A 19,704-nucleotide genomic window follows, 5' to 3' on the forward strand; every position below is an offset into this window, starting at 1 on the left:
CATGTCCGCACTGCAAGCCGCGCGCAAGACGCGCAGCGCCGTCGCCATGGGTCTCTGCGTCGCCTCGGCGGGCGTCGGCCTCATCGCCCTGGCCTTCATTCTGGCGGCCCTGTTCTGGAACGGATTTTCAGGCCTGAACCTCAAGGTCTTCACGGAAATGACGCCGCCGCCCGGCTCCGCGGGCGGTCTGCTCAACGCCATCGTCGGCTCGCTGATCATGACTTTCTTCGGCGTGCTGATCGGCGCCCCTCTGGGCATGTTCGCCGGCACCTACATGGCCGAATATGGCCGTAACTCGAAGCTGACGACCGTCGTGCGCTTCATCAACGATATTCTGCTGTCGGCGCCTTCGATCGTCATCGGCCTGTTCGTCTATGAGATCACAGTCGTGCAGATGGGCCATTTCTCGGCCATTGCCGGCTCGATCGCTCTCGCCTTTCTGGTCGTGCCCGTCGTGGTGCGCACCACCGAGGACATGCTTAATCTCGTGCCCGGCTCGCTGCGCGAGGCCGCGACCGCCCTCGGGCTGCCGCGCTCGCTGGTCATCCGCCACGTCGCCTACAAGGCTGCGAGGGCGGGCCTCATCACCGGCCTGCTGCTGGCCGTGGCTCGCGTCTCCGGCGAGACCGCGCCGCTGCTCTTCACCGCGCTGAACAACCAGTTCTGGAGCACCAAGCTGGACGCGCCCATGGCCAGCCTTCCGGTCGTGATCTTCCAGTTCGCGCTGTCGCCCTACAAGGAATGGCAGCAGCTCGCCTGGGCCGGCGCGCTCCTCATCACCCTCGCCGTTCTGGCTCTGTCGATCACCGCCCGCGTTCTCGGCGCGCAAAGGACCAGCAAATGACCAATGCTCTTTCGCAGGAAGCCCCGGCGTCGCGCGACAAGCTCGCGGAAAAGATGTCGGTCAGGAATCTTGACTTCTTCTATGGCGAGACCAGGGCGCTGAAGTCCGTCAGCGTCCCGCTCTACGCAAATCAGGCGACCGCCTTCATCGGCCCGTCGGGCTGCGGCAAGTCCACGCTGCTGCGCGTGCTCAACCGCATGTACGACCTTTATCCGCGCCAGCGCGCCGAGGGCGAAGTGCTGCTCGACGGCGAGAATATTCTGAATCCGAAACAGGACATCAACGCCCTGCGCGCCCGCGTCGGCATGGTCTTCCAGAAGCCCACGCCCTTCCCGATGTCGATCTATGACAACATCGCCTTCGGCGTCCGGCTCTATGAAAAGCTCGGCAAGGCCGACATGGACGAGCGCGTCGAGAAGGCCCTGCGCGGCGCGGCGATCTGGGACGAAGTCAAGGACAAGCTCAACGCCAGCGGCCTCAGCCTCTCCGGCGGACAGCAGCAGCGCCTGTGCATCGCCCGCACCGTCGCGATCCAGCCGGAAGTGATCTTGTTCGACGAGCCCTGTTCGGCGCTCGATCCGATCTCCACCGCCAAGGTGGAGGAGCTGATCGACGAGATGCGCCGCGACTACACCATCGCGATCGTCACGCATAACATGCAGCAGGCGGTGCGCGTCTCGCAGTACACGGCCTTCATGTATCTCGGTGAAATGGTCGAATTCGACGATACAGACAAGATCTTTACGGCGCCGAAAGAGCGCCGCACCCAGGATTATATCACCGGCCGTTTCGGCTGATTTCGGCTCTCCGGCCAGACAGGAACAAGGCACCATGGTCGAACATACCGTCAGATCTTTCGACGCCGATCTCGAAACGCTCGACCGCCACATTTCAGAAATGGGCGGAATCGCCGAAAAAATGCTCGCCGACGCAATGGACGCGCTGTCGACGATGAATGTCGAACTCGCGCAGAAGGTCATCGCGACCGACGTGCGTCTCGACGTGCTGCAGCGGACGGTCGAGGACCTCGCCGTACGCGTTCTAGCGCGCCGCCAGCCCGTCGCGGTCGATCTCCGCGACGTCGTCGGCGTGATCCGCATCTCGGCGGATCTGGAGCGCATCGGCGATCAGGCCAAGAACATTGCCAAGCGCGCCGCCAAGATCGCCGGGGAGTCCCGCATTCCGCGCGCAGTGGTCGGCCTCCGGTCGATGCACGATCTCGCCGCCACGCAGCTCAACGACGTGCTGGACGCCTATGCCCAGCGCGACGTCGAGCGCGCCAAGGCGGTCTGGAACCGCGATCTGGAGCTGGACGCGCTCGAGGATTCCGTGTTTCGCGACCTTCTCACCTTCATGATGGAAGATCCGCGCAACATCACTTTCTGCACGCATCTGCTGTTCTGCTCGAAGAACCTTGAGCGCGTCGGCGATCACACCACCAATATCGCCGAAACGGTCCATTACATCGTGACCGGGGAGAGCATGCCGGGCGAGCGCCCGCGCGGCATCGATTCCTCGACTTTGCCGTGAGTCTTTAGGAGCCATTCGATTTCATGAACGAACCGCGCGCATCGGTCATCGGCGCCGCCTCGCCAGGCGGCGCCCCACGAATTCTGGTTGTCGAGGACGAGGCCGCCCTGGCTCTCATGCTGAGCTACAATCTCGAAGCCGAGGGCTATGTCGTCGAGCGCGTCGAGCGCGGCGACGAGGCGGAACTGCGGCTTGAAGAAACCGCGCCGGACATGGTCATTCTCGACTGGATGTTGCCCGGCGTCTCGGGACTGGAAATCTGCCGCCGCCTTCGGGCGCGGGAAGCCACCCGCACTCTGCCGGTCATCATGCTGACCGCGCGCGGCGAAGAGGGCGAACGCGTGCGCGGCCTCTCGGTCGGGGCCGACGATTATGTGGTCAAGCCATTCTCGGTTCCAGAGCTGATGGCGCGCGTGCGCGCGCTGTTGCGCCGGGCGCGCCCCGAACGCGTCGCCGTGAAGCTGACCGCCGGCGCGCTGGAGCTGGATCGGGAGACGCGTCGCGTCCGTCGTGGCGGCCGCGACGTCCATCTCGGCCCGACCGAATTTCGCCTGCTGGAATATCTGATGGAGAAGCCGGGTCGGGTCTTCGCCCGTTCGCAATTGCTCGACAGCGTCTGGGGCATGTCGGCCGAGATCGACGAACGCACGGTCGATGTCCATATCGGACGGTTGCGCAAGGCGCTTGCTGCGGGCGGCGAGGACGATCCGATCCGCACAGTGCGCGGCTCCGGTTATTCCTTCGACGAGACTTTCGGCCGCGGCTGATCCCTGCAGGCGTCGCGTTCGGCCGGGCTTGTGCTGACCTCCCGCCGCCCAATGAAAAGCCGGCGTCGCTCCGCGCACGCCGGCTTTTCGTTTCACCAAAGGGCAGGGGGGAGGGGTCTGAACCGCGCCTTTCGCCGCCGGAGGTCTCGCCGCCGCGACTTGCCGACGTTACGCGCGGTCTGACCCGAACAGATTTGCTGCTCGAAGATCGCGCGCCGACGGGCCGGCCCCTCGCCCTTGCCCTTTTTGGGAGCCTCAGGCGCGGGCGATGCGCTTGTCGCGACGACGGTCCTGCGCCGGCTGATAGGCGATGCGCGCGTGATGGGCGCAATAGGGACCCACGCCGATCTGCATTTTCGCGCCGCAATAGCGGAAATCGGGGCTGGAGGGGTCGCCCAGCGGCCAGCGGCACATGGATTCCCGCAGGTCCATGATGCTCACGCGCTCGGACATGGGGATGACCACGTCTTCCGAGGCGCGGCGCGGCGCGGGCGCCGGAGCGGGGCGCAGATCGGCGGCGAGGGCGAGATTGCCGTGGACGACCGGAGTGGCGGTCGGGCGGTTCTCTTCCTCGGTCCGCGCCTTGGGGCGCGCACGGGCCGGCGCGGGGGCAGGCGACTTGACCCGGCCGGACAGGCCAAGACGATGCACCTTGCCGATGACCGCATTGCGGGTGATGCCATGAGCGAGTTCATTGGCGATCTGGCTCGCACTCAAGCCTTCCAGCCACATTTTCTTCAATTGCTCGACGCGTTCATCGGTCCAGGACATTGAATTGACCTCCAAACGTTGTCCGTTTCGCAGGTTTGGCGGAAACGGCGGCTCCCCGGGCGGCGCCATCATTGGCGCTCGTGACTTCCGCTCAGCCGCGCGTTGCTGTTGCGCGCGGAGGCGTCCGGCTGCTTTCTCTTGCGGTCTTTCCGACGACGGAATCATAACCAGTTCGGCTGCGCTGACGCAGCCGGTGGAAACGCTCCGACCGAACGAGGACTGACGAAGCAGGCGCTTGATAAGCAGGCGCCGCACGAGATGTCGTAGCCGACAAGAGGGACACTACACTACTCGTTGAATCGCGTGCAACACTCGCAAGGCCGCGTCGCAGGTTTTCCCCAGCCCTTTACGCGAAATCCGAAAAAGCTGGGACGACAGGTATTTTTGCCTTGCGCCTTTCGAGCAACGTCTCGCAGGGTTCCCGCCAAAGCCATTACAGAATTGACCTTCCGGCCCGGATTTTCTAGATTGCGGGCCTGTTGACGCCGCCCCCGCGGGGCGGCGCTTTCATTTTCGGGTTCGCTGCCGGTTCTTTAAGGACTGCGCCTCTGGGGAGGCGATCGGCGGGCGGCTGTTGGGAGTTCTGGACGTGACGTCAGCTATCCTTCCGACCTATGCGCGGTACCAGCTGGCCTTCGATCGCGGCGAGGGCGCCTGGCTGATCACGGCGTCGGGCGACAAATATCTCGATTTCGGCGGCGGAATCGCGGTGGCGAGCCTCGGCTACAATCATCCACACCTCGTGGACGCGCTGATCCAGCAGGCGCAAAAGCTCTGGCACACGTCCAATCTGTTCCAGATCCCGCTCGGCGAGACCTTCGCCCGCCGCCTCGTCGACGCGACGTTCGCGGACAATGTCTTTTTCACCAATTCCGGCGCGGAGGCGCTGGAATTGACGATCAAGATGGCGCGCAAGTGGAATTCGGCCAATGGCGCGCCGGAGCGGTTCCACATCATCACCTTCGAGGGCGCCTTCCATGGCCGCACGCTCGCGACCATAGCCGCCGGCGGCAACGCCAAATATCTCGACGGCTTCGGACCCAAAATGCCGGGCTTTGACCAAGTGCCGTTCGGCGATCTCGAAGCGGTCAAAGCGGCGATCGGCCCGCAGACCGGCGCCATTCTGGTCGAGCCGATCCAGGGCGAGGGCGGCATTCGCGTCGGCGCGCCGGAGTTCATCCGCGGCCTGCGCGCCCTCTGCGACGAGCACAAGCTGCTGCTGTGCTTTGACGAAGTGCAATGCGGCATGGGCCGCACAGGCAAATTCTTTGCCTATGAGCGTTATGGAGTCGCGCCGGATATTCTGGCGTCGGCCAAGGGCATCGGCGGCGGCTTCCCGCTCGGCGCCGTGCTGTCGACCGCCGAAGCCGGCAAGGGCATGGGGCTCGGCACCCATGGCACCACCTATGGCGGCAATCCGCTCGCCATGGCCTGCGGCAACGCCGTGCTCGACATTCTGCTTGCGCCGGGCTTCCTCGACGATGTCGCGCGCAAGGGCCTGCTGCTGCGGCAGAGCCTGGCGGGGCTGGCGGCGGAACATCCCGACGTTATCGCGGAAATTCGCGGCGAGGGCCTGATGCAGGGGATCAAATTGCGCGTGCCCAACGCGGATTTCGCTTCCGCTGCGCGGGCCGAAAAACTCATCGTCATTCCGGCGGCGGACAATGTCGTGCGCATCATTCCGCCGCTGATCGTTTCCGAGGACGAAATCCGCGAGGGCGTGCGCCGTCTTGGCGCGGCCTGCGCCCATTTTGAAGTTGCGGCGACGCCAAAGGGAAAGCTGGGAGCCGATTCATGAAATTGCCGCCGATCGATCCGGCGCGTCGTTGTTTTCTCGACATTGCGGATTTCCCGCTCGACGATTTGCGCAACATTCTCGACCGCGCCGCCGACATCAAGAGCCGCCGCCGGAAAGGCCGTCCCTCGCCTGACCAGCCGCTCGCCGGCCGCACGCTCGCGATGATCTTCGACAAGCCCTCGACCCGCACCCGCGTCTCCTTCGACGTCGGCATGCGCGAACTCGGCGGCGAGACCTTGATGCTGACCGGCGCGGAAATGCAGCTCGGCCGCGGCGAGACCATCGCCGACACCGCGCGCGTGCTGTCGCGTTTCGTCGACGCCATCATGATCCGCATCCTCGGCCATGAACATCTGCTGGAAATGGCCGCCTACGCCAGCGTGCCGGTCATCAACGGGCTGACCAAGCGCACCCATCCCTGCCAGGTCATGGCGGATATCCTCACCTATGAGGAGCATCGCGGCGACATCGCGGGCGCGCGCGTCGCCTGGATCGGCGATTGCTGCAATGTGCTGACGAGCTGGGTTCACGCCGCCGCGAAATTCGGCTTCACGCTCGATATCGCCTCGCCGGAAGATCTGGCGCCGCGTCCGGAGCTCATCGCCTGGGCGCGCGCCCAGGGCGGCGTGGTCAATGTCATGCGCGATCCCTATGAGGCCGTGCAGGACGCCGATTGCGTGCTGACCGATTGCTGGGTCTCGATGGGCGACAAGGACGAAAAACTGCGCCATTCGCTGCTCGCGCCCTATCAGGTCAACGCCAAGCTGATGCGCCACGCGGCCAAGGACGCCGTGTTCATGCACTGCTTGCCGGCCCATCGCGGCGAGGAGGTCACCGACGAGGTGATCGACGGGCCGCAATCTTTGGTGTTCGACGAGGCGGAAAACCGGCTGCACGCGCAAAAGGGCGTGCTCGCCTGGTGCCTGGAGGGAAATGAGTGACAACCGGTTCCGGTTCGCGCTTTTCCGCCGATTTTCCCTTCGCGGCCGCGGGGCAGGACGATTGCGTGCTGCCATTCGCGGTCGAGCCGCTCGACTTGCGCGGCCGCATCGCCCGGCTTGGCCCGGCGCTGGACGCCATCCTGACCCGTCACGGCTATCCCGATCCTGTCGCGCGTCTGCTCGCCGAAGCCGCCGCGTTGACCGTCCTGCTCGGCACGGCCCTGAAATCCGAGGGCCGCTTCCAGTTGCAGACCCGCACCGACGGCATTGTCGACATGCTGGTGGTCGATTTCGACGCGCCGGACCGGTTGCGCGCCTTCGCCCGTTACGACGCGGCGCGGCTCCCGCAGCAGGGGGGCGTCGCGCCGGAGGCTTTGCTCGGGCGCGGCCATCTCGCCTTCACCATCGAACAGGGCTCCGAGGCCTCGCGCTATCAGGGCGTGGCGCCGATCGAGTCCGGCTCGCTGGAACAGGCCGCCCGGGTCTATTTCCAGCAATCGGAACAGATTCCGACCTTCATCCGCCTTGCGGCGGGACAGGTCGTGACGTCCTCGGGCGCGAGTTGGCGCGCCGGCGGCCTGCTCGCGCAATTCCTGCCCCATTCCGAGGAGCGCCGCCGCCAGGCCGATTTCCCGCCCGGCGACGCGCCGGAAGGCCATGCCGGGCATGAATGGAGCGAGGACGAGGCGTGGACCGAGGCGAAAGCCTTGGCGGCCACGGTCGAGGATCACGAATTGCTCGATCCGGCCTTGCCAAGCGAGGACCTTGCCTATCGCCTGTTCCACGAACGCGGGGTGATGGCCTTCCCGGTCCAGACCCTGCGCGACGCCTGCCGCTGCTCCAATGAGCGCGTCGAGGACATGCTGCGCAGCTTCTCGCAGCAGGAGCGCGACGACATGGTCGGCGACGATGGCGCGATCAGCGTGACCTGCGAGTTCTGCTCGACGCTGCGCCGCTACGATCCGGGCGATTTCCGCCAGGATTGATTTGCGCGCCCTGTCGCAGAGGGCGTGAAAGCAACTCTTTTCCCTCTCGGGCGTTTCTTGAACGGGACAGTGCGCGACGCGCGCCGTCCAGTTTGGCCTTCGTTGTCCGGCGGGCCAGAGATGCCCCTCCGAGCGATGGCGGGCATCCGGGAGGAGAAGAAAAATGTTGCGGAAATTGCTCTTCGCTTTTGCGTTCGTCTGTGCCGGGCTGCTCGCCGCGCCGACCGAATCCCTGGCCTTTCGCGGCGGCGGCCACGGCGGCTATCACGGCGGCGGCCGCGGCTTCCACGGCGGCTATCATGGCGGCTACCGCGGAGGTTATCGCGGCGGTTATCGCGGCGCCTATCGTGCTGGGTATCGGGGCGGCTATCGTCGCGGCTATTACGGCGGCGGCTATCGTCGGGGCTATTATGGCGGCGCCTACTACCGCCCCGGCTTTTACGGCGCAGGTTATGGCGCGTGCTGGCGCTGGAGCCCGTACCTGGGGCGCCGAGTGTGGATCTGCAATTAAGGGCGCAGCCTGAAAGGGACGGGCGCGCCCGTCCCATTCTCCCGGCGCCTCAGCCGCAATATTCGGCCCAGCACATCGGCGTCTCGAACACCTTCACGGAGTCGAGCTGCCCCAGTTCCGGCTTGACGCGATCGAAGATCCAGACGGCGATATTCTCGGCGGTCGGATTTTCGAGGCCTTCGATCTCGTTGAGCAAATGATGATCGAGCCGCGCCAGCAGCGGCTGGAAGACTTTTTCCACGTCGAAGAAATCGACGACGAAGCCGGTATAGGCGTCCACCTCGCCCGCGAGCCGCAGCTCGACGCGATAGGAATGGCCGTGCAGCCGCCGGCACCGGTGGGTTTCCGGCACATGGGGCAAATGATGCGCTGCCTCGAAGGTGAAGGCCTGGGTGATCGTCATCGCTGGCATGGCGGGTTCTTAGCGTCCTTCGTCCTGTAACAAAAGCCGAAAATCTTTCGAAAACCGAGATCGCGCGTGCGCGATCATTCGAAAGCCGAGATGGTCCGCCGCCTTCACTCGAAGGCGATGTCGCGGCTGCGCGGCGTGAGATGTTCGCCGCCGTCGATCGGCAGCATCTGGCCGGGCATGTCAGGACAACCGAGGTAGAAATGGATCGCCGCGCAGATGTCGTCCGCCGGCGTAGCGCGACCGGTCGGGATTTTGCAGGCGTCGAGGGAAAAGCGCTGCTCCGTCTGCGGGCCGGAGGGGAACATCAGGCCGGGCAGCAGGCCGAACACGCGAACGTCCGTGCGCCCGGCCCTTTGCCAGAGCTCGGTCATGGCCAGCAGCGCGGCCTTGCCCAGGGTGTAGGAGAAATAGTCCGGGTTCGGATTGATCAGCTTCTGGTCGAGGATATTGAAGACCGTCAGCAAGGCGTCCGCCTGCTTGGCCTGGGCCGCGGCCTCGACGATGCGGAAGGGCGCCTCGGCATGGACGGCGAAACTCGTCGCGAGCACGGCGGGATCGCCGCGTCCGGGAAAATCATGCTCGAAATTCGAAGCGTTGTTCACGACGACGTCCGGCGCGCCGAACCGTTCGATCAGCGTCTCGCAGAACCGCGCGGTGGCCTCGCGCTCCGCGAAATCCGCGATCAGGACCTCGGCTGTCGCGCCCTCGCGCGTCAGGCTTGCGGCGAGTTCGTGCGCGGCTTCGCGCGAACGGTTGGCATGCAGGATCACGCGATAGTTCTCGCGGGCGAAGGAGCGCGCGAGCGGGGCGCCGAGCCGGCTGGTCGCTCCCGTGACCAGCGCGCACTTCACTGGCCGGCGCTCCAGCGCGTCCGGGTGCGGAACAGGTCGATGCCGGCGCCGCGCGTTTCGTTGTAGATGTCCGGTTTACGGATCGACAGCGCGCAGGCGACCACGCGCTCGTCGGTGAAGCAGGACTCGACGATCCGGTCCGCGACGCTCTCGACGAGATCGATATGACCCTCGCTCTCCAGCGCGCGGATGCGTTCGCGAACGACGTCGTAATCGATGATCGGGGCGTCGGCGGCGCGCGGGGTGGAGAGCGGCGCATAGAGCCGGACCGAGATCATCAGGCGGGTCGGGCGCTCCGGATGGCGCTCCCAGGGATGCAGGCCGCACGAGACGTTGACGCAGACGTCGTCGAGCGCCACGACGATATGGTCGTCACCGGAAAACAGGTCCTTCATTCGCTCCGCCTCGCTGGTTTGCGCCCTCTCATAGAGGCTGAAATCCGGCGGCGCAATGAAAAGGCCGCCGGATCGCGCCAGCGGCCTTTTGCAGCAGGTCTCGCGCGCGAAGCCTTATTTGGTTTCGTGCATCGCGCCGCTGGTGTCGAACTGGGCGATATAGGCGATCACATTGGCGATGTCCTGGTCGCCCTTCAGACCGGTGAAGGTCATGTAGGTCGCTGGCACGTCGTGCTGCGGCTGCTTGAGATAGGAGGTCAGGGTGGCGACGTCCCAAACCTTGCCGGAATGCTTGTTGGCTTCCGAATAATTATAGCCGGGCACCGTGCCGGCGGGACGGCCGATCAGGCCGTTCAGGACGGGGCCGTAGAAATTGGTCGCGCCCTTGCCGATGTGATGGCACTGGCGGCATTTGTTGAAGACGATTTCGCCCGCCTTGGGGTCGCCCTTGATCTCTTCGGCGGCCTGCGCGCCAATCGCCAGACCGGCGAACAGGGCGGCGGAAAGAATGAGAACCTTGGCTTGCATAACCTCTTGCTCCGCTTGCGGTGGATCGACCTCGCAGCGTTCCATGCGCTCCGACGGACCCAACATATTTGTTATCTTGGAATCATGGTCGTTGCGACATGATGCAACTCAATTAAATCACCTCAACAGCCCCAGTTCTCCCGTTATAAAGTCCTATTTTCAATTCAGGAGGAAGGACAGCAGCGAGCGAAGCTCGGCGGGGCGGACAGGCTTGTGCAACATTTCGAGCTTGTTGCGGCGCGCTTCGTCCTCGGCGCGCGACGAATGGTCGGCCGTCACGAGAAGCGCGGGGGCGTCCTTGCCGCAGGCGCGACGTACGGCCTGGATCGCCTGAGGCCCGAGTTCGCCGTTGTTGAGATGCAGGTCGGCGATGATGATCTGCGGCGGATTGGCCAGCGCGCGCAATTTCTCCACCGCCTCGGCCCCGGAGGTCGCCACCGCGACGTCGCAGCCCCATCGCTCCAGCAGCAGGATCATCGCCTCGCTGACCGCGGGCTCGTTCTCGATCAGCAGGATCTTCGCGCCGGCGATCCGGTTGGGAAAGGCGCGGAACTGCGGGGCCGGGACAGGCGGCGGCGGCGCTTCGCTGCTGAGCGGAATGAGGACCGAAAAAGTCGAGCCGCGTCCGACACGCGAAGCCAGCGAAACCGGATGGCCCAGCACATGGGCGAAGCGTCGCACGATGGCGAGCCCGAGGCCGAAGCCGGTCTGGCCCGGTATGTCGCTGTGCGCGCGTTGGAATTCCTGGAAAATCGCCTCGCGCCGGTCGTCCGGAATGCCGGGACCGGTGTCGCAGACCTGCACCAGGACATTGTCGCCGCGCCGGCGCACACCGACCAGAACGCCGCCATGCGCGGTGTAGCGCAGGGCGTTGGCGAGCAGATTCTGCAAAATGCGGCGCAGCATGGACGGATCGGAGCGCACGGTGCGGCGGGTGGCGAAAATGCGCAGCTTCAGCCCGCGCTTCTGTGCGAAATGATCGAATTCGCGCGCCAGCGGCTCCATCACGTCGTTAAGCTCGAAGCTGCGGAATTCCGGCTGCATCACGCCGGCGTCGAGCTTCGACAGGTCGAGCAGCGTCCGGATCAGGTCCTCCAGCGTCATCAGGCAGCGGTCGACCTGTTCGGTCAGCACGCCGCCCTCTGTTCCGGTCTGCAATTCACTGAGCGCCGAAAGCGCAAGCCGGGCGGCGTTCAAGGGCTGGAGCAGGTCGTGTCCGACAGATGTGACGAAGGTCGTCTTCAGCGAACTCGCCGCTTCGGCCTGTCGCTTGGCCTTTTCGATCGAGCGCATCGCCTGCTGCAGTTCCTGCGTGCGGCGACGCACCTGATGGTCGAGCGCGATGGCCGTCTCAAACAGCGAAAAGGCGTTGAACTGGCTGTCCACGGACCGTTCCACGCGCGACATCAGCGCGCGGTTGATCTTTTCCAGCTTCTCGATCTGGCGCTTGAGATCGTCGGTGTTTTCGCTCGCGTAAAGGGTCATGCCGGCTGTTTTTGGTCATCGCTGCGATAGCCGAAGGCTACGCCCGTGAAGGTCTGGTTGACATGCATGGAGCGATATTGCTCGCCATAGGTGTTGAAGCCAACCACCCGATGCTGGCGATAAAGCTCGGACAGGCGGTGGGCGATCTGGTTGCGCTCGGCGCCCAGCCGCCTAAGCACGCAGTCGAAGCCGATATAGAGCGAGACCGGGCCGAGTTCGGACTCCATGCGCTCGAAGGTCGCCAGCGTGCTTTCATAGGGGTCGAGCGATTTGGCGACGGTCAGCACCAGTCCCTCGTCGATGGCGCAGAAAAAGCTGAGCGAGCCGTCCGCATTCACCTTCTGGATCGAGCGCGCATAATATTGGCCTCCGACGCCCACCAGCACCGGATGGGAGGCGAAGGACGAGGCGTCGAGCGAGCTTTCGACCAGCCCGACCTGATGCGCATATTCCTGCGCCGCCGGCTCCGCGTTCAGCTCCCGCACGACGCGCAACTCGGTGTCGGCGTCGGTGACGACCATCTTGAGCGATGTCGGCTCGAAATAATCGCATTTGAAGGTCGTGAACGGGATGTCGGTGTGGAACAGCAGCAGGAGCGCGGCGTCGCGGTAGATGGCGCTGTCGCGGATCATCCAGGTCTTCTCGAACGTCATGCTGTCGCCGGCGGAGCCGCCGACGACGGGGATGTCATCAAGCGCCGAATAGAGCGCCGAGATCACCGCCTCCTCGCGCCGGCACATGCCGTCGATCAGCAGCAGGCCAAAGCAGCGGTCGGTTTCGCCTTCCGGGATGCGCGCGGCCAACGCCGCGCGCGCATCGGCGATGGAGGCGCGCCCCTCTTCGACGCCGAAATGCGACAGGTCCTCCATCATTTGGGCTTCAAGCGTGAAATTGCTGCGCAGGAAGCCGATCGCGACGATGGAATGGGAGGCCCAGCCGGAAAGCGTCAGTTCGCCCGCCGTGGTGCAGCCGAAGATCGGCGTTCCGGGAAGGAGCGAATGGATTTCGGAAGCGAAAGCGGCGGTGTCGTAGCTGGCGCAAACGAAACAGACCAGTCCGACCAGCGCTTCCTCGGGCCGGTCGCCGGTCGTGGCCAGCTGGCCGGAAATCGCCGCGGCAATCTCGCGCGCCGCGCCTTCGGCGCTCTCCGCGCTGGTGGAAGCGACGACGACGCCCTCCAGGCTGTCGACGCGCATCTCGCCTGTCTGCAACGGTTCCATCCCCCGGATTTTTTGGCGCCCGGCTTTTTTGCGGGCGCGCATTCTTCTGGTCCCCAGTCGCGCCCGTTTCGCCGCCGCTTCCGGCGCGACGCGCGAAACGCCCGTCACCCGGCGCGCAATTGGGAGAAAGTACTATAGGCGATGTCTTCCGCGTAAAACAACTTTGTTCGGGGAGAAAGAAATGCCTTGGAACTGGGCGGGTCCTTCGGGGCTGGTCGCCGCGTTGACGCGTCTCATGGCGCTGCTCGCGGCTTTGACGTGCGGCTGCTTTTTCATGGAAGGCGCGCGAGCGTCCTCGCTCGACCGCGAGGCGATGAACGTCCTGTTTCCCAAGCCTTTCAGCGTCGGCGAGCGTGATGCGACGCTGCCTGTCTGGCCGATTTTCCAGCAAAGCTACAATGGCGACGTTCTCGTCGCCTATGCCTTCGAATCCATCGATTTCGAGCCGATCCCGGGTTTCTCCGGCACGCCGGTCAACCTGCTGGTCGCGGTCAAGCCGTCCGGCGAACTTCTGGACGTGAGGGTGCTCAGCCAGCACGAGCCGGTCTTTGTCGACGGTCTAGGGCCGGAGCCGCTAAAGGATTTCCTCAAACAATATACCGGCAAGTCGCTGCGGCAATCGATCAAGATCATGCCCCCCGGCACGCGTGATCCGCGCGCCGACAATGTCGCGGCCGAGATCGACGGCGTCGCCAAGGCGACTGCCTCGGTCCGCATCATCAACGAGACGATCATCAATTCCGCCCTGCAGGTCGCGCGCGCAAGGCTTGGCTTTTCCAAGGGGCGCGACCCCAATCGCGCCGCTCGCGCCAAGCCGGATGTTTTCGAGCCGCTGACCTTCGCGCAAATGCTCGATCGCGGCTACATCCGCCATCTGCATCTCACCAATGCCGAGCTGAACAAGGCTTTCGCCGGAACGGTGGCCGCCGATGTGGACGAAGAGGGCAAGGCCGATCCGAACGGAACCTTCGCCGATGTCTATATCGCGGAGGTGGACGTGCCGATCGTGGGGCGCAACCTGCTCGGCGAGGCGCCCTGGCGCAAGCTGATGAACCAGCTCGATGGGGCGCCTGCCATGCTCGTGCTGTCGAGCGGGCGATGGACTTTCATGCCGGACTCTTTCGTGCCTGGCGCCACGCCCAATTTCATCGCGCTGGACCAGGCCGAGGCGCCGGTCGCCTGGCGCGATTTCGTCTGGCGCGACTCGCTCGACCTGCCCGTGCCCAAGGGGCTCGATCTCGCCAGGAGCGACGTCGCCATCATGCGCATCGCGCCGCAGGCGGCGTTCGATCCGGCCTCGCCGTCGGAATTCTCGATCCGCGTGCTGCGGGAAAAAGGCCAGATCTTTCCCGAGCGCGTGACGCGGGATTTCAAGCTCGGCTACGGACTGCCGAAAAATCTGTTCGACCTGCCGCCCGACGATTCCGGCCTCGGTCTCGGTTCGATCTGGGAAAGCCGCAGCCGCGACATTGCGATCCTGGGCATTGGCCTGATCGTGCTGGCTGTCGCCCTGGCGCGCCAGCGCGCGCTGACGCATTCGCCCCGCGCGTTCAAATGGTTCCGTCTCGCTTTTCTCGCCTTCACGCTGGTCTTTATCGGCTGGATGGCGCAGGCGCAATTGTCGATCGTCTGGCTGTTCGGCTTGATCAAGGCGCTCAAGTGCGAAGGCAGCTTCGTCTTTTTCCTGTGGGATCCGCCGACCCTGATGGTCACGATCTTCGGCCTCGTCGCCCTGTTCATCTGGGGGCGGGGGACCTTCTGCGGCTGGCTCTGCCCGTTCGGCGCTTTGCAGGAATTCGCGGGCGAGGTCGCGCGGCTGCTGCGCCTGCGCCAGATCGGCTTGCCGCAGCGCTATGAACGCCTGGCGCGCGTTCCGAAATTCATCGTGCTGGCGGTCATTCTCGTCACCGCGCTGTTTTTCTCCAACCAGGCGGAAAAGGTCGCCGAGGTCGAGCCGTTCAAGACCTCGATCACGCTGATCTTCCTGCGCTCGGCGCCCTTCGTGCTCTATGCCGTGGCCCTTCTGATCGCCGGCATGTTCCATTACAAATTCTTCTGTCGCTATCTCTGCCCGCTGGGGGCGACATTTGCGGCGTTGAGTTTCGTGCGGCGCTGGAACTGGATTCCGCGCCGCAAGGAGTGCGGCTCGCCCTGTCAGATGTGCAAGGTGAAATGCCGCTATGGCGCGATCGAGAAGAGCGGCGAGATTGTCTATTCGGAATGTTTCCAATGCCTGGATTGCGTGGCGATCCTCGACAATCCGCAACTTTGCGTGCCCGTGGTGCTGGAGCAGAAGCGCGCGCGCAGGAAGCAGAAACAGCAATTGGAGGCGGCGCAGTGAAGACCAATCGTCGGCAGATGCTGCAACTCGCCCTTGCGGGCGCCGGGCTCGGCGCCGCGGGCGTCTGGGCCGCTTCACGCGAGGGGCGCGCGGCGCTGTCCTTCCGCCGGGCGGGCGTGGCCTTCGACACCGGCGTCGCCTTGACCGTGGTCGGGCTGGCCGAGCGCGAAGCCGAGGCTGCGCTCGACGCCGGTTTCGCCGAAATCCGGCGCCTGGAGCGCGTCGCGGGCCTGTCCACGCCGGGCAGCGACATTCGCCGCCTCAACGCCGAAGGCCGGCTGGAGCGGCCCGATCAAGCCTTGCTCGACATGCTCGCGGTCGCCGAAGACGTGCACAGCGCCAGCGGCGGCGCCTTCGACGTGACTGTGCAGCCGCTTTGGATTTTCTATGATTCCTGGGCCAGGCGCGGCGCTTGGCCGAGCGACGACGAGGCCGCCCCGGCCCGCGCCTTGATCGGCCAGTCGCGCGTGCGTTTCGACGCCGAGGCGATCGCTTTCGAGCGCCCCGGCATGGGGATCACGCTCAATAGCCTCACCCATGGCTATGCGGCGGATCGCGTCGCCAAAATCCTGGCCGAGCGCGGCGTGAAACAGGCCTTCGTCGATACCGGAGAGATGGAATCCCTGGGCCGCCCCGCCAATGATCGCGACTGGACGGCGGCGGTGAAACATCCGCGCCAGCCCGACGCCATGCTTGGCACGGCGCCTGTCACCGGCTGCATGGCGACGGCGGGCGACTATGCCTATACGTGGTCGGAGGATTATTCCCGCCACCACATTCTTGACCCGCGCACCGGCTATTCGCCCGCATCGCTCGCCTGCGTGACGGTGATCGCGCCCAAGGCCGTGGTCGCAGATGCGCTCTCGACTGCGGTTTCGGTGCTGGGGCCGGATGAGGGCGCGAAACTGCTGAAGCATTTCGACGCCGAGGCCTATGGCGTCACCAAGGCCGGCAAGGTCTGGGCGACCCCTGGATTCCCGCGCCAGAATCTCGCTTAAGCGCTCGCCCTGCCTCAGCGGGGCGAGCGCGATTTTTCACGCCTTCGGCACGAAAGCGCCGGGCGGGATCATGCCCTGCACATAGGCGAGATAGAGCGCGTCGAGCTGGGCCCACAGCACGTTGCATTTGAACTGCACGGCCTTGACGCAGGCGTCCTGTTCGGCGCGGGTTTTGGCGTGGGTCTTGACATATTCCAGCGCGAAATCGGCGTCGCGCGGGGCCTGCGACAGGCGGCGCTTGAAATAGGCCATCACGTCGTCGCTGACGAAGCTGTAATTTTCCAGCATGCCGGAGATGCGCTCGCGATGGATTTTGGGCGCGAACAGCTCGGTAAGCGAGGAGGCGACGGCGACCACCAGCGGCTGTTCGGTCACATAGCGCACATAGGCCTCCACCGCGAAACGCGTGGCGGGCAGGGCGCCTTCCTTGGAGACGACAAAGGCGCGGTCGAGCCCGAGGCCATCGGTCAGGACCAGCCAGCGTTCGATGCCGCCTTCCTCGTTCTCGAGGCCGTCATGGTCGTGGATGCGGTGAATCCATTCGCGGCGCAATTCTCGGTCATCGGTGCGCGCCATCAGCGCGGCGTCCTTGCGCGGCACGGCGTCCTGATAGCAATAGCGGTTAAGCGCCCAGGCCTGGACCTGGCCTTTGTTCAGCTGGCCGCCATGCAGCATTTTGTGGAAGATGTGCTTGTCGTGGTAACGCTCGGCGCCCACGGCGCGGATGGCGGCCTCGAATTCTTCCCTGGTCAGAAGATCGGTTGGCGCGGAGACCTTTTCGGCCAAAGCGGCGCTGCCCATAGTTTCGCTCCCATTGTTGTTCTTGCGTTATGTCGCGCCTTCCGAATTACCATTCCCGGGCGCGTCGTTCACCTGATAAATCGCTGCGGAAGCCCTTAGTTTTGTAAGATTTTCGTCACGCGACCCGCGCGGCGCGGGGATCGGCAGGCGCCCGCGAATCCGGGCCGGCGCCGGCTCGAGAAAGATGATTTCATCGGCGAGCAGAAGGGCGTCGTCGAGGTCGTGGGTGGCGATCAGCGCCGTGATCTTTTTCGCGCCGATGCGTTGCGCCAGCAGCGCGCGCAGACGCAGGTGCAAGGCGCGGTCGAGCGAAGCGAAAGGCTCGTCGAGCAGCATCAGCTCGGGCTCGACGGCGAAGGCCCGCGCCAGAGCGGCGCGGCGGGCGAGGCCGAGCGACAATTGTCCTGGATAGTCGCCGCCGCGCCCCTCAAGTTCGAAGGCGGCGAGCAGCGCGGCCAGAGCCTCGTCGGTCAGGCCCGGCGCGGCGAGGCGCAGGTTGTCGGCGACACTGCGCCAGGGCAGCAGGCGCGGCTCCTGAAAGGCCATGCCGACGCGCGCGGGCCTGTTCGTCACCACGCCGGAGAAATCCGTATCCAGGCCGGCAATGATGCGCAGCAGGCTGCTCTTGCCGCAGCCCGAAGGGCCGAGCAGGGCGACAATGGAGCCCTCGGCGACGCTCAGCGAAAAACGATCGAACACGATCCGCTCGCCGCGATCGGCGAGGCGGAAGGCCTTGCGCGCGATCTCGATTTCAAGCGCCATGGCGACGCCACCAGCTGGCGGAGCGTTCGGCCGGGCGCAGCACGAAGCTTTCGACCAGGATCATCAGCGCGACGAAAGGCAAGGCATAGGCGAGCAGCAGCCGGAGGTCGAACAGCTGGAACGCCTCGTTCATCTTGAAGCCGACGCCATTGGGGCGGCCGAGCAATTCGACCACCAGCACGATCTTCCAAACCAGCGCCAGTCCGCCGCGGGCCGCGGCGGCGAAATAGGGCGCGAGCTGCGGCGCGACCACATGGCGCCAGCGCCGCAGGCGGGAGAAGACGAAGACCTTCGCCATTTCATCGAGCGCGGGATCGAGCGCGCGCGCGCCTTCGCGCAGGGTGACGACGGCGTTGGGCAGCTTGTTGAGCGTGATCGCCGCGAGCGCCGAGACCTCGTTCAGCCCGCCCCAGATATAGGCGAACATGATGACGACCAGCGCCGGCGTGTTCAGCACGATCACCAGCCAGGGATCGACCAGACGGTCGAGCCAGGTCAGGCGGCCGAGCGCGACGCCCAGAGCCGAGCCGATGACCATGGCGAGCGAGAAGCCCGCCAGCACCCGTGCGAGCGTGACGCCGAGATTGAAGGCCAGAGCTCCGCTGCGGGCCTCGGCGAGCAGGGTCGCCGCCACGGCCATCGGCTCGGGGAGATAGCGCGGGCCGAGCAGCAGGGCGCCAACCTGCCATAGCGCGACGAACAGGCAGAGCGAAACGATCCGCGTCATTTGCTTCCGGATGCGGGCGGCGGACGGAAGAACAGGCCCGGATCGAGCTGGGCCGCATCGCCGACGAGCTGCCGCCCGCCTACGGTGGCCAGCACCTTGTAGATCGCTTCGGCGTCGGCGAATTCCTCGGCCAGCGTTCGCGAGGGAATGCCCTGGCGATAATATTGCCGCAGGATCGCCAGCGTCGCGGGATCGGAGACGCCGGTCATGGGCGCGATTTTCGCGAAGGCCTCGTCATTGTCGGCGATCAGCCTTTTCGCCTTGGTCATCATGGCGAAGAAGCGCTGGAGCAAGGGGCCGTTCTTCGCGCCGAACGACTCGTTGAAGACATAGCCGGTGACGACGACCGGCCCCTTGGCGCCGAGATCGCGCTCGACCGCCGCCATGTCGACCACGCGGGCGAAGCCCTTGGCCTCAAGCCGCGCCGCAAAGGTCCAGAACTCCAGCGCGGCGTCGAGTTCGCCCTGAGCCAGCTTTTCGGCCAGCAGAGGCGGGGCGGCGAAGGCGAGCGTCGTCTGCGTCTTGAGATCGACCTTCTGCTTGAGCGCCCAGGCCTGCAGCATCAGCCAGCTCTTGTCGAGCGAGCCGCCCGCCACGCCAAGCTTCTTGCCGACGAAGTCCGACGCCTGCCAGGAAGCCGCCGGACCCTTGGCGATCACGGCGCCGAGCGCCGTGGAGTGGGGATAATAGACCAGCGCGGTTCCGAGCGAGCGCTCGCGCGCCACCCACAGCCAGTCGGACAGGATCATGTCGGCGCCGCCGCCGACCAGCGCGATCTTGCCGGCCTCGGTGGTCGACAGTTCCGTGGTCTCGAAATCGAGATCGGCTTCCTTGTCCAGGCCATAGGCGCGGGCGGTGGCCAGCTCCCAGGCGAAGGTTCCGGTGGACTGGATGGCGAGCCGCAGCTTGTCGGCCGCGGAGGCGGCGGTCGAGGCCAGGGCGAAGCCGGCCAGGCTCAGCGCCAGAAAGAACGGGCGAAGCAAGAGCGGGCCAAGGAAGAGCGGGCGAAGGCGGAGGGAATTTCTGCGCACGGTGG

The 19,704-nt window shown here is 65.3% G+C and carries 21 protein-coding genes; 10 read left to right on the forward strand and 11 right to left on the reverse strand.

Annotated elements, in window-relative coordinates:
• Position 1 precedes the first annotated feature (1 nt).
• The 4 genes from pstA to phoB are packed head-to-tail and all read left to right on the forward strand — an operon-like array spanning position 2 to position 3,141.
• Complete coding sequence (gene pstA, locus QM467_RS02325; protein ID WP_283364666.1) at positions 2 to 844, forward strand: phosphate ABC transporter permease PstA; 843 nt, start codon at positions 2 to 4, stop codon at positions 842 to 844.
• Positions 841 to 1,641 carry a phosphate ABC transporter ATP-binding protein PstB gene (gene pstB, locus QM467_RS02330; RefSeq protein WP_283364667.1) on the forward strand — a complete coding sequence of 267 codons (801 nt, stop codon included), beginning with the start codon at positions 841 to 843 and terminating at the stop codon, positions 1,639 to 1,641. The genes pstA and pstB overlap by 4 nt, the downstream gene beginning before the upstream one ends.
• Positions 1,642 to 1,675: 34 nt before the next feature.
• Complete coding sequence (gene phoU / locus QM467_RS02335; protein ID WP_283364668.1) at positions 1,676 to 2,374, forward strand: phosphate signaling complex protein PhoU; 699 nt, start codon at positions 1,676 to 1,678, stop codon at positions 2,372 to 2,374.
• Between the two features lie 23 nt (positions 2,375 to 2,397).
• Positions 2,398 to 3,141, forward strand: a complete 744-nt coding sequence (gene phoB, locus QM467_RS02340) for a phosphate regulon transcriptional regulator PhoB (RefSeq protein WP_283364669.1) — start codon at positions 2,398 to 2,400, stop codon at positions 3,139 to 3,141.
• Positions 3,142 to 3,396: 255 nt separating this feature from the next.
• Here phoB and QM467_RS02345 read toward each other — a convergent pair whose 3' ends face one another.
• Positions 3,397 to 3,912, reverse strand: a complete 516-nt coding sequence (locus QM467_RS02345; protein WP_283364670.1) for a GcrA family cell cycle regulator — start codon at positions 3,910 to 3,912, stop codon at positions 3,397 to 3,399.
• A gap of 589 nt (positions 3,913 to 4,501) precedes the next feature.
• On the opposite strand from QM467_RS02345, the gene QM467_RS02350 reads away from it, so the two are divergent.
• From QM467_RS02350 to QM467_RS02365, 4 genes are all read left to right on the forward strand, one after another.
• Positions 4,502 to 5,710 (forward strand): aspartate aminotransferase family protein, encoded by a 1,209-nt coding sequence (locus tag QM467_RS02350; RefSeq protein WP_283364671.1) that lies wholly within the window; start codon positions 4,502 to 4,504, stop codon positions 5,708 to 5,710.
• Positions 5,707 to 6,651 carry an ornithine carbamoyltransferase gene (gene argF, locus QM467_RS02355; RefSeq protein WP_283364672.1) on the forward strand — a complete coding sequence of 315 codons (945 nt, stop codon included), beginning with the start codon at positions 5,707 to 5,709 and terminating at the stop codon, positions 6,649 to 6,651. The genes QM467_RS02350 and argF overlap by 4 nt, the downstream gene beginning before the upstream one ends.
• Complete coding sequence (locus QM467_RS02360) at positions 6,648 to 7,637, forward strand: Hsp33 family molecular chaperone (protein ID WP_283364673.1); 990 nt, start codon at positions 6,648 to 6,650, stop codon at positions 7,635 to 7,637. Before argF ends, QM467_RS02360 begins: the two co-directional genes overlap by 4 nt.
• A 163-nt stretch (positions 7,638 to 7,800) precedes the next feature.
• Positions 7,801 to 8,148 (forward strand): hypothetical protein, encoded by a 348-nt coding sequence (locus QM467_RS02365; protein ID WP_283364674.1) that lies wholly within the window; start codon positions 7,801 to 7,803, stop codon positions 8,146 to 8,148.
• Positions 8,149 to 8,197: 49 nt separating this feature from the next.
• On the opposite strand, the gene queD is transcribed toward QM467_RS02365, so the two are convergent.
• The 6 genes from queD to QM467_RS02395 form a co-directional block, all read right to left on the reverse strand.
• Positions 8,198 to 8,551 (reverse strand): 6-carboxytetrahydropterin synthase QueD, encoded by a 354-nt coding sequence (queD, locus tag QM467_RS02370; protein ID WP_283364745.1) that lies wholly within the window; start codon positions 8,549 to 8,551, stop codon positions 8,198 to 8,200.
• A 113-nt stretch (positions 8,552 to 8,664) separates the two neighbouring features.
• Positions 8,665 to 9,411: an SDR family NAD(P)-dependent oxidoreductase gene (locus QM467_RS02375; RefSeq protein ID WP_283364675.1), complete on the reverse strand. Its 747-nt coding sequence runs from the start codon at positions 9,409 to 9,411 to the stop codon at positions 8,665 to 8,667.
• The gene (locus tag QM467_RS02380; protein ID WP_283364676.1) at positions 9,408 to 9,806 is read right to left on the reverse strand and encodes a dihydroneopterin aldolase; all 399 of its coding nucleotides are present in this window, start codon (positions 9,804 to 9,806) and stop codon (positions 9,408 to 9,410) included. The genes QM467_RS02375 and QM467_RS02380 overlap by 4 nt, the downstream gene beginning before the upstream one ends.
• A 114-nt stretch (positions 9,807 to 9,920) precedes the next feature.
• Entirely contained in the window at positions 9,921 to 10,334 is a 414-nt protein-coding gene (locus QM467_RS02385) for a c-type cytochrome (protein ID WP_283364677.1), read from the reverse strand.
• A 159-nt stretch (positions 10,335 to 10,493) separates the two neighbouring features.
• Positions 10,494 to 11,819 carry an ATP-binding response regulator gene (locus QM467_RS02390; protein WP_283364678.1) on the reverse strand — a complete coding sequence of 442 codons (1,326 nt, stop codon included), beginning with the start codon at positions 11,817 to 11,819 and terminating at the stop codon, positions 10,494 to 10,496.
• Positions 11,816 to 13,015, reverse strand: a complete 1,200-nt coding sequence (locus tag QM467_RS02395; RefSeq protein ID WP_283364679.1) for an FIST N-terminal domain-containing protein — start codon at positions 13,013 to 13,015, stop codon at positions 11,816 to 11,818. Before QM467_RS02395 ends, QM467_RS02390 begins: the two co-directional genes overlap by 4 nt.
• Positions 13,016 to 13,220: 205 nt before the next feature.
• Here QM467_RS02395 and QM467_RS02400 point away from each other — a divergent pair, with 205 nt between their 5' ends.
• Both QM467_RS02400 and QM467_RS02405 read left to right on the forward strand, forming a co-directional pair.
• Complete coding sequence (locus QM467_RS02400; protein WP_283364680.1) at positions 13,221 to 15,380, forward strand: 4Fe-4S binding protein; 2,160 nt, start codon at positions 13,221 to 13,223, stop codon at positions 15,378 to 15,380.
• The gene (locus QM467_RS02405; RefSeq protein WP_283364681.1) at positions 15,377 to 16,378 is read left to right on the forward strand and encodes an FAD:protein FMN transferase; all 1,002 of its coding nucleotides are present in this window, start codon (positions 15,377 to 15,379) and stop codon (positions 16,376 to 16,378) included. The genes QM467_RS02400 and QM467_RS02405 overlap by 4 nt, the downstream gene beginning before the upstream one ends.
• 36 nt (positions 16,379 to 16,414) lie before the next feature.
• On the opposite strand, the gene pqqC is transcribed toward QM467_RS02405, so the two are convergent.
• From pqqC to QM467_RS02425, 4 genes are read right to left on the reverse strand one after another with little or no spacing between them, the layout of a single operon-like run.
• Positions 16,415 to 17,179 carry a pyrroloquinoline-quinone synthase PqqC gene (gene pqqC / locus QM467_RS02410; protein WP_283364682.1) on the reverse strand — a complete coding sequence of 255 codons (765 nt, stop codon included), beginning with the start codon at positions 17,177 to 17,179 and terminating at the stop codon, positions 16,415 to 16,417.
• A 27-nt stretch (positions 17,180 to 17,206) separates the two neighbouring features.
• Entirely contained in the window at positions 17,207 to 17,941 is a 735-nt protein-coding gene (locus QM467_RS02415; protein ID WP_283364683.1) for an ATP-binding cassette domain-containing protein, read from the reverse strand.
• A complete protein-coding gene (locus QM467_RS02420; protein ID WP_283364684.1) occupies positions 17,931 to 18,668 on the reverse strand; it encodes an ABC transporter permease in 738 nt (245 codons plus the stop codon). Before QM467_RS02420 ends, QM467_RS02415 begins: the two co-directional genes overlap by 11 nt.
• Positions 18,665 to 19,699, reverse strand: a complete 1,035-nt coding sequence (locus QM467_RS02425; protein WP_283364685.1) for an ABC transporter substrate-binding protein — start codon at positions 19,697 to 19,699, stop codon at positions 18,665 to 18,667. Before QM467_RS02425 ends, QM467_RS02420 begins: the two co-directional genes overlap by 4 nt.
• Positions 19,700 to 19,704 lie beyond the last annotated feature (5 nt).

Origin of the sequence: Rhodoblastus sp. 17X3 (assembly GCF_030056575.1) — a bacterium.
Taxonomy (GTDB): Bacteria; Pseudomonadota; Alphaproteobacteria; order Rhizobiales; family Beijerinckiaceae; genus Rhodoblastus.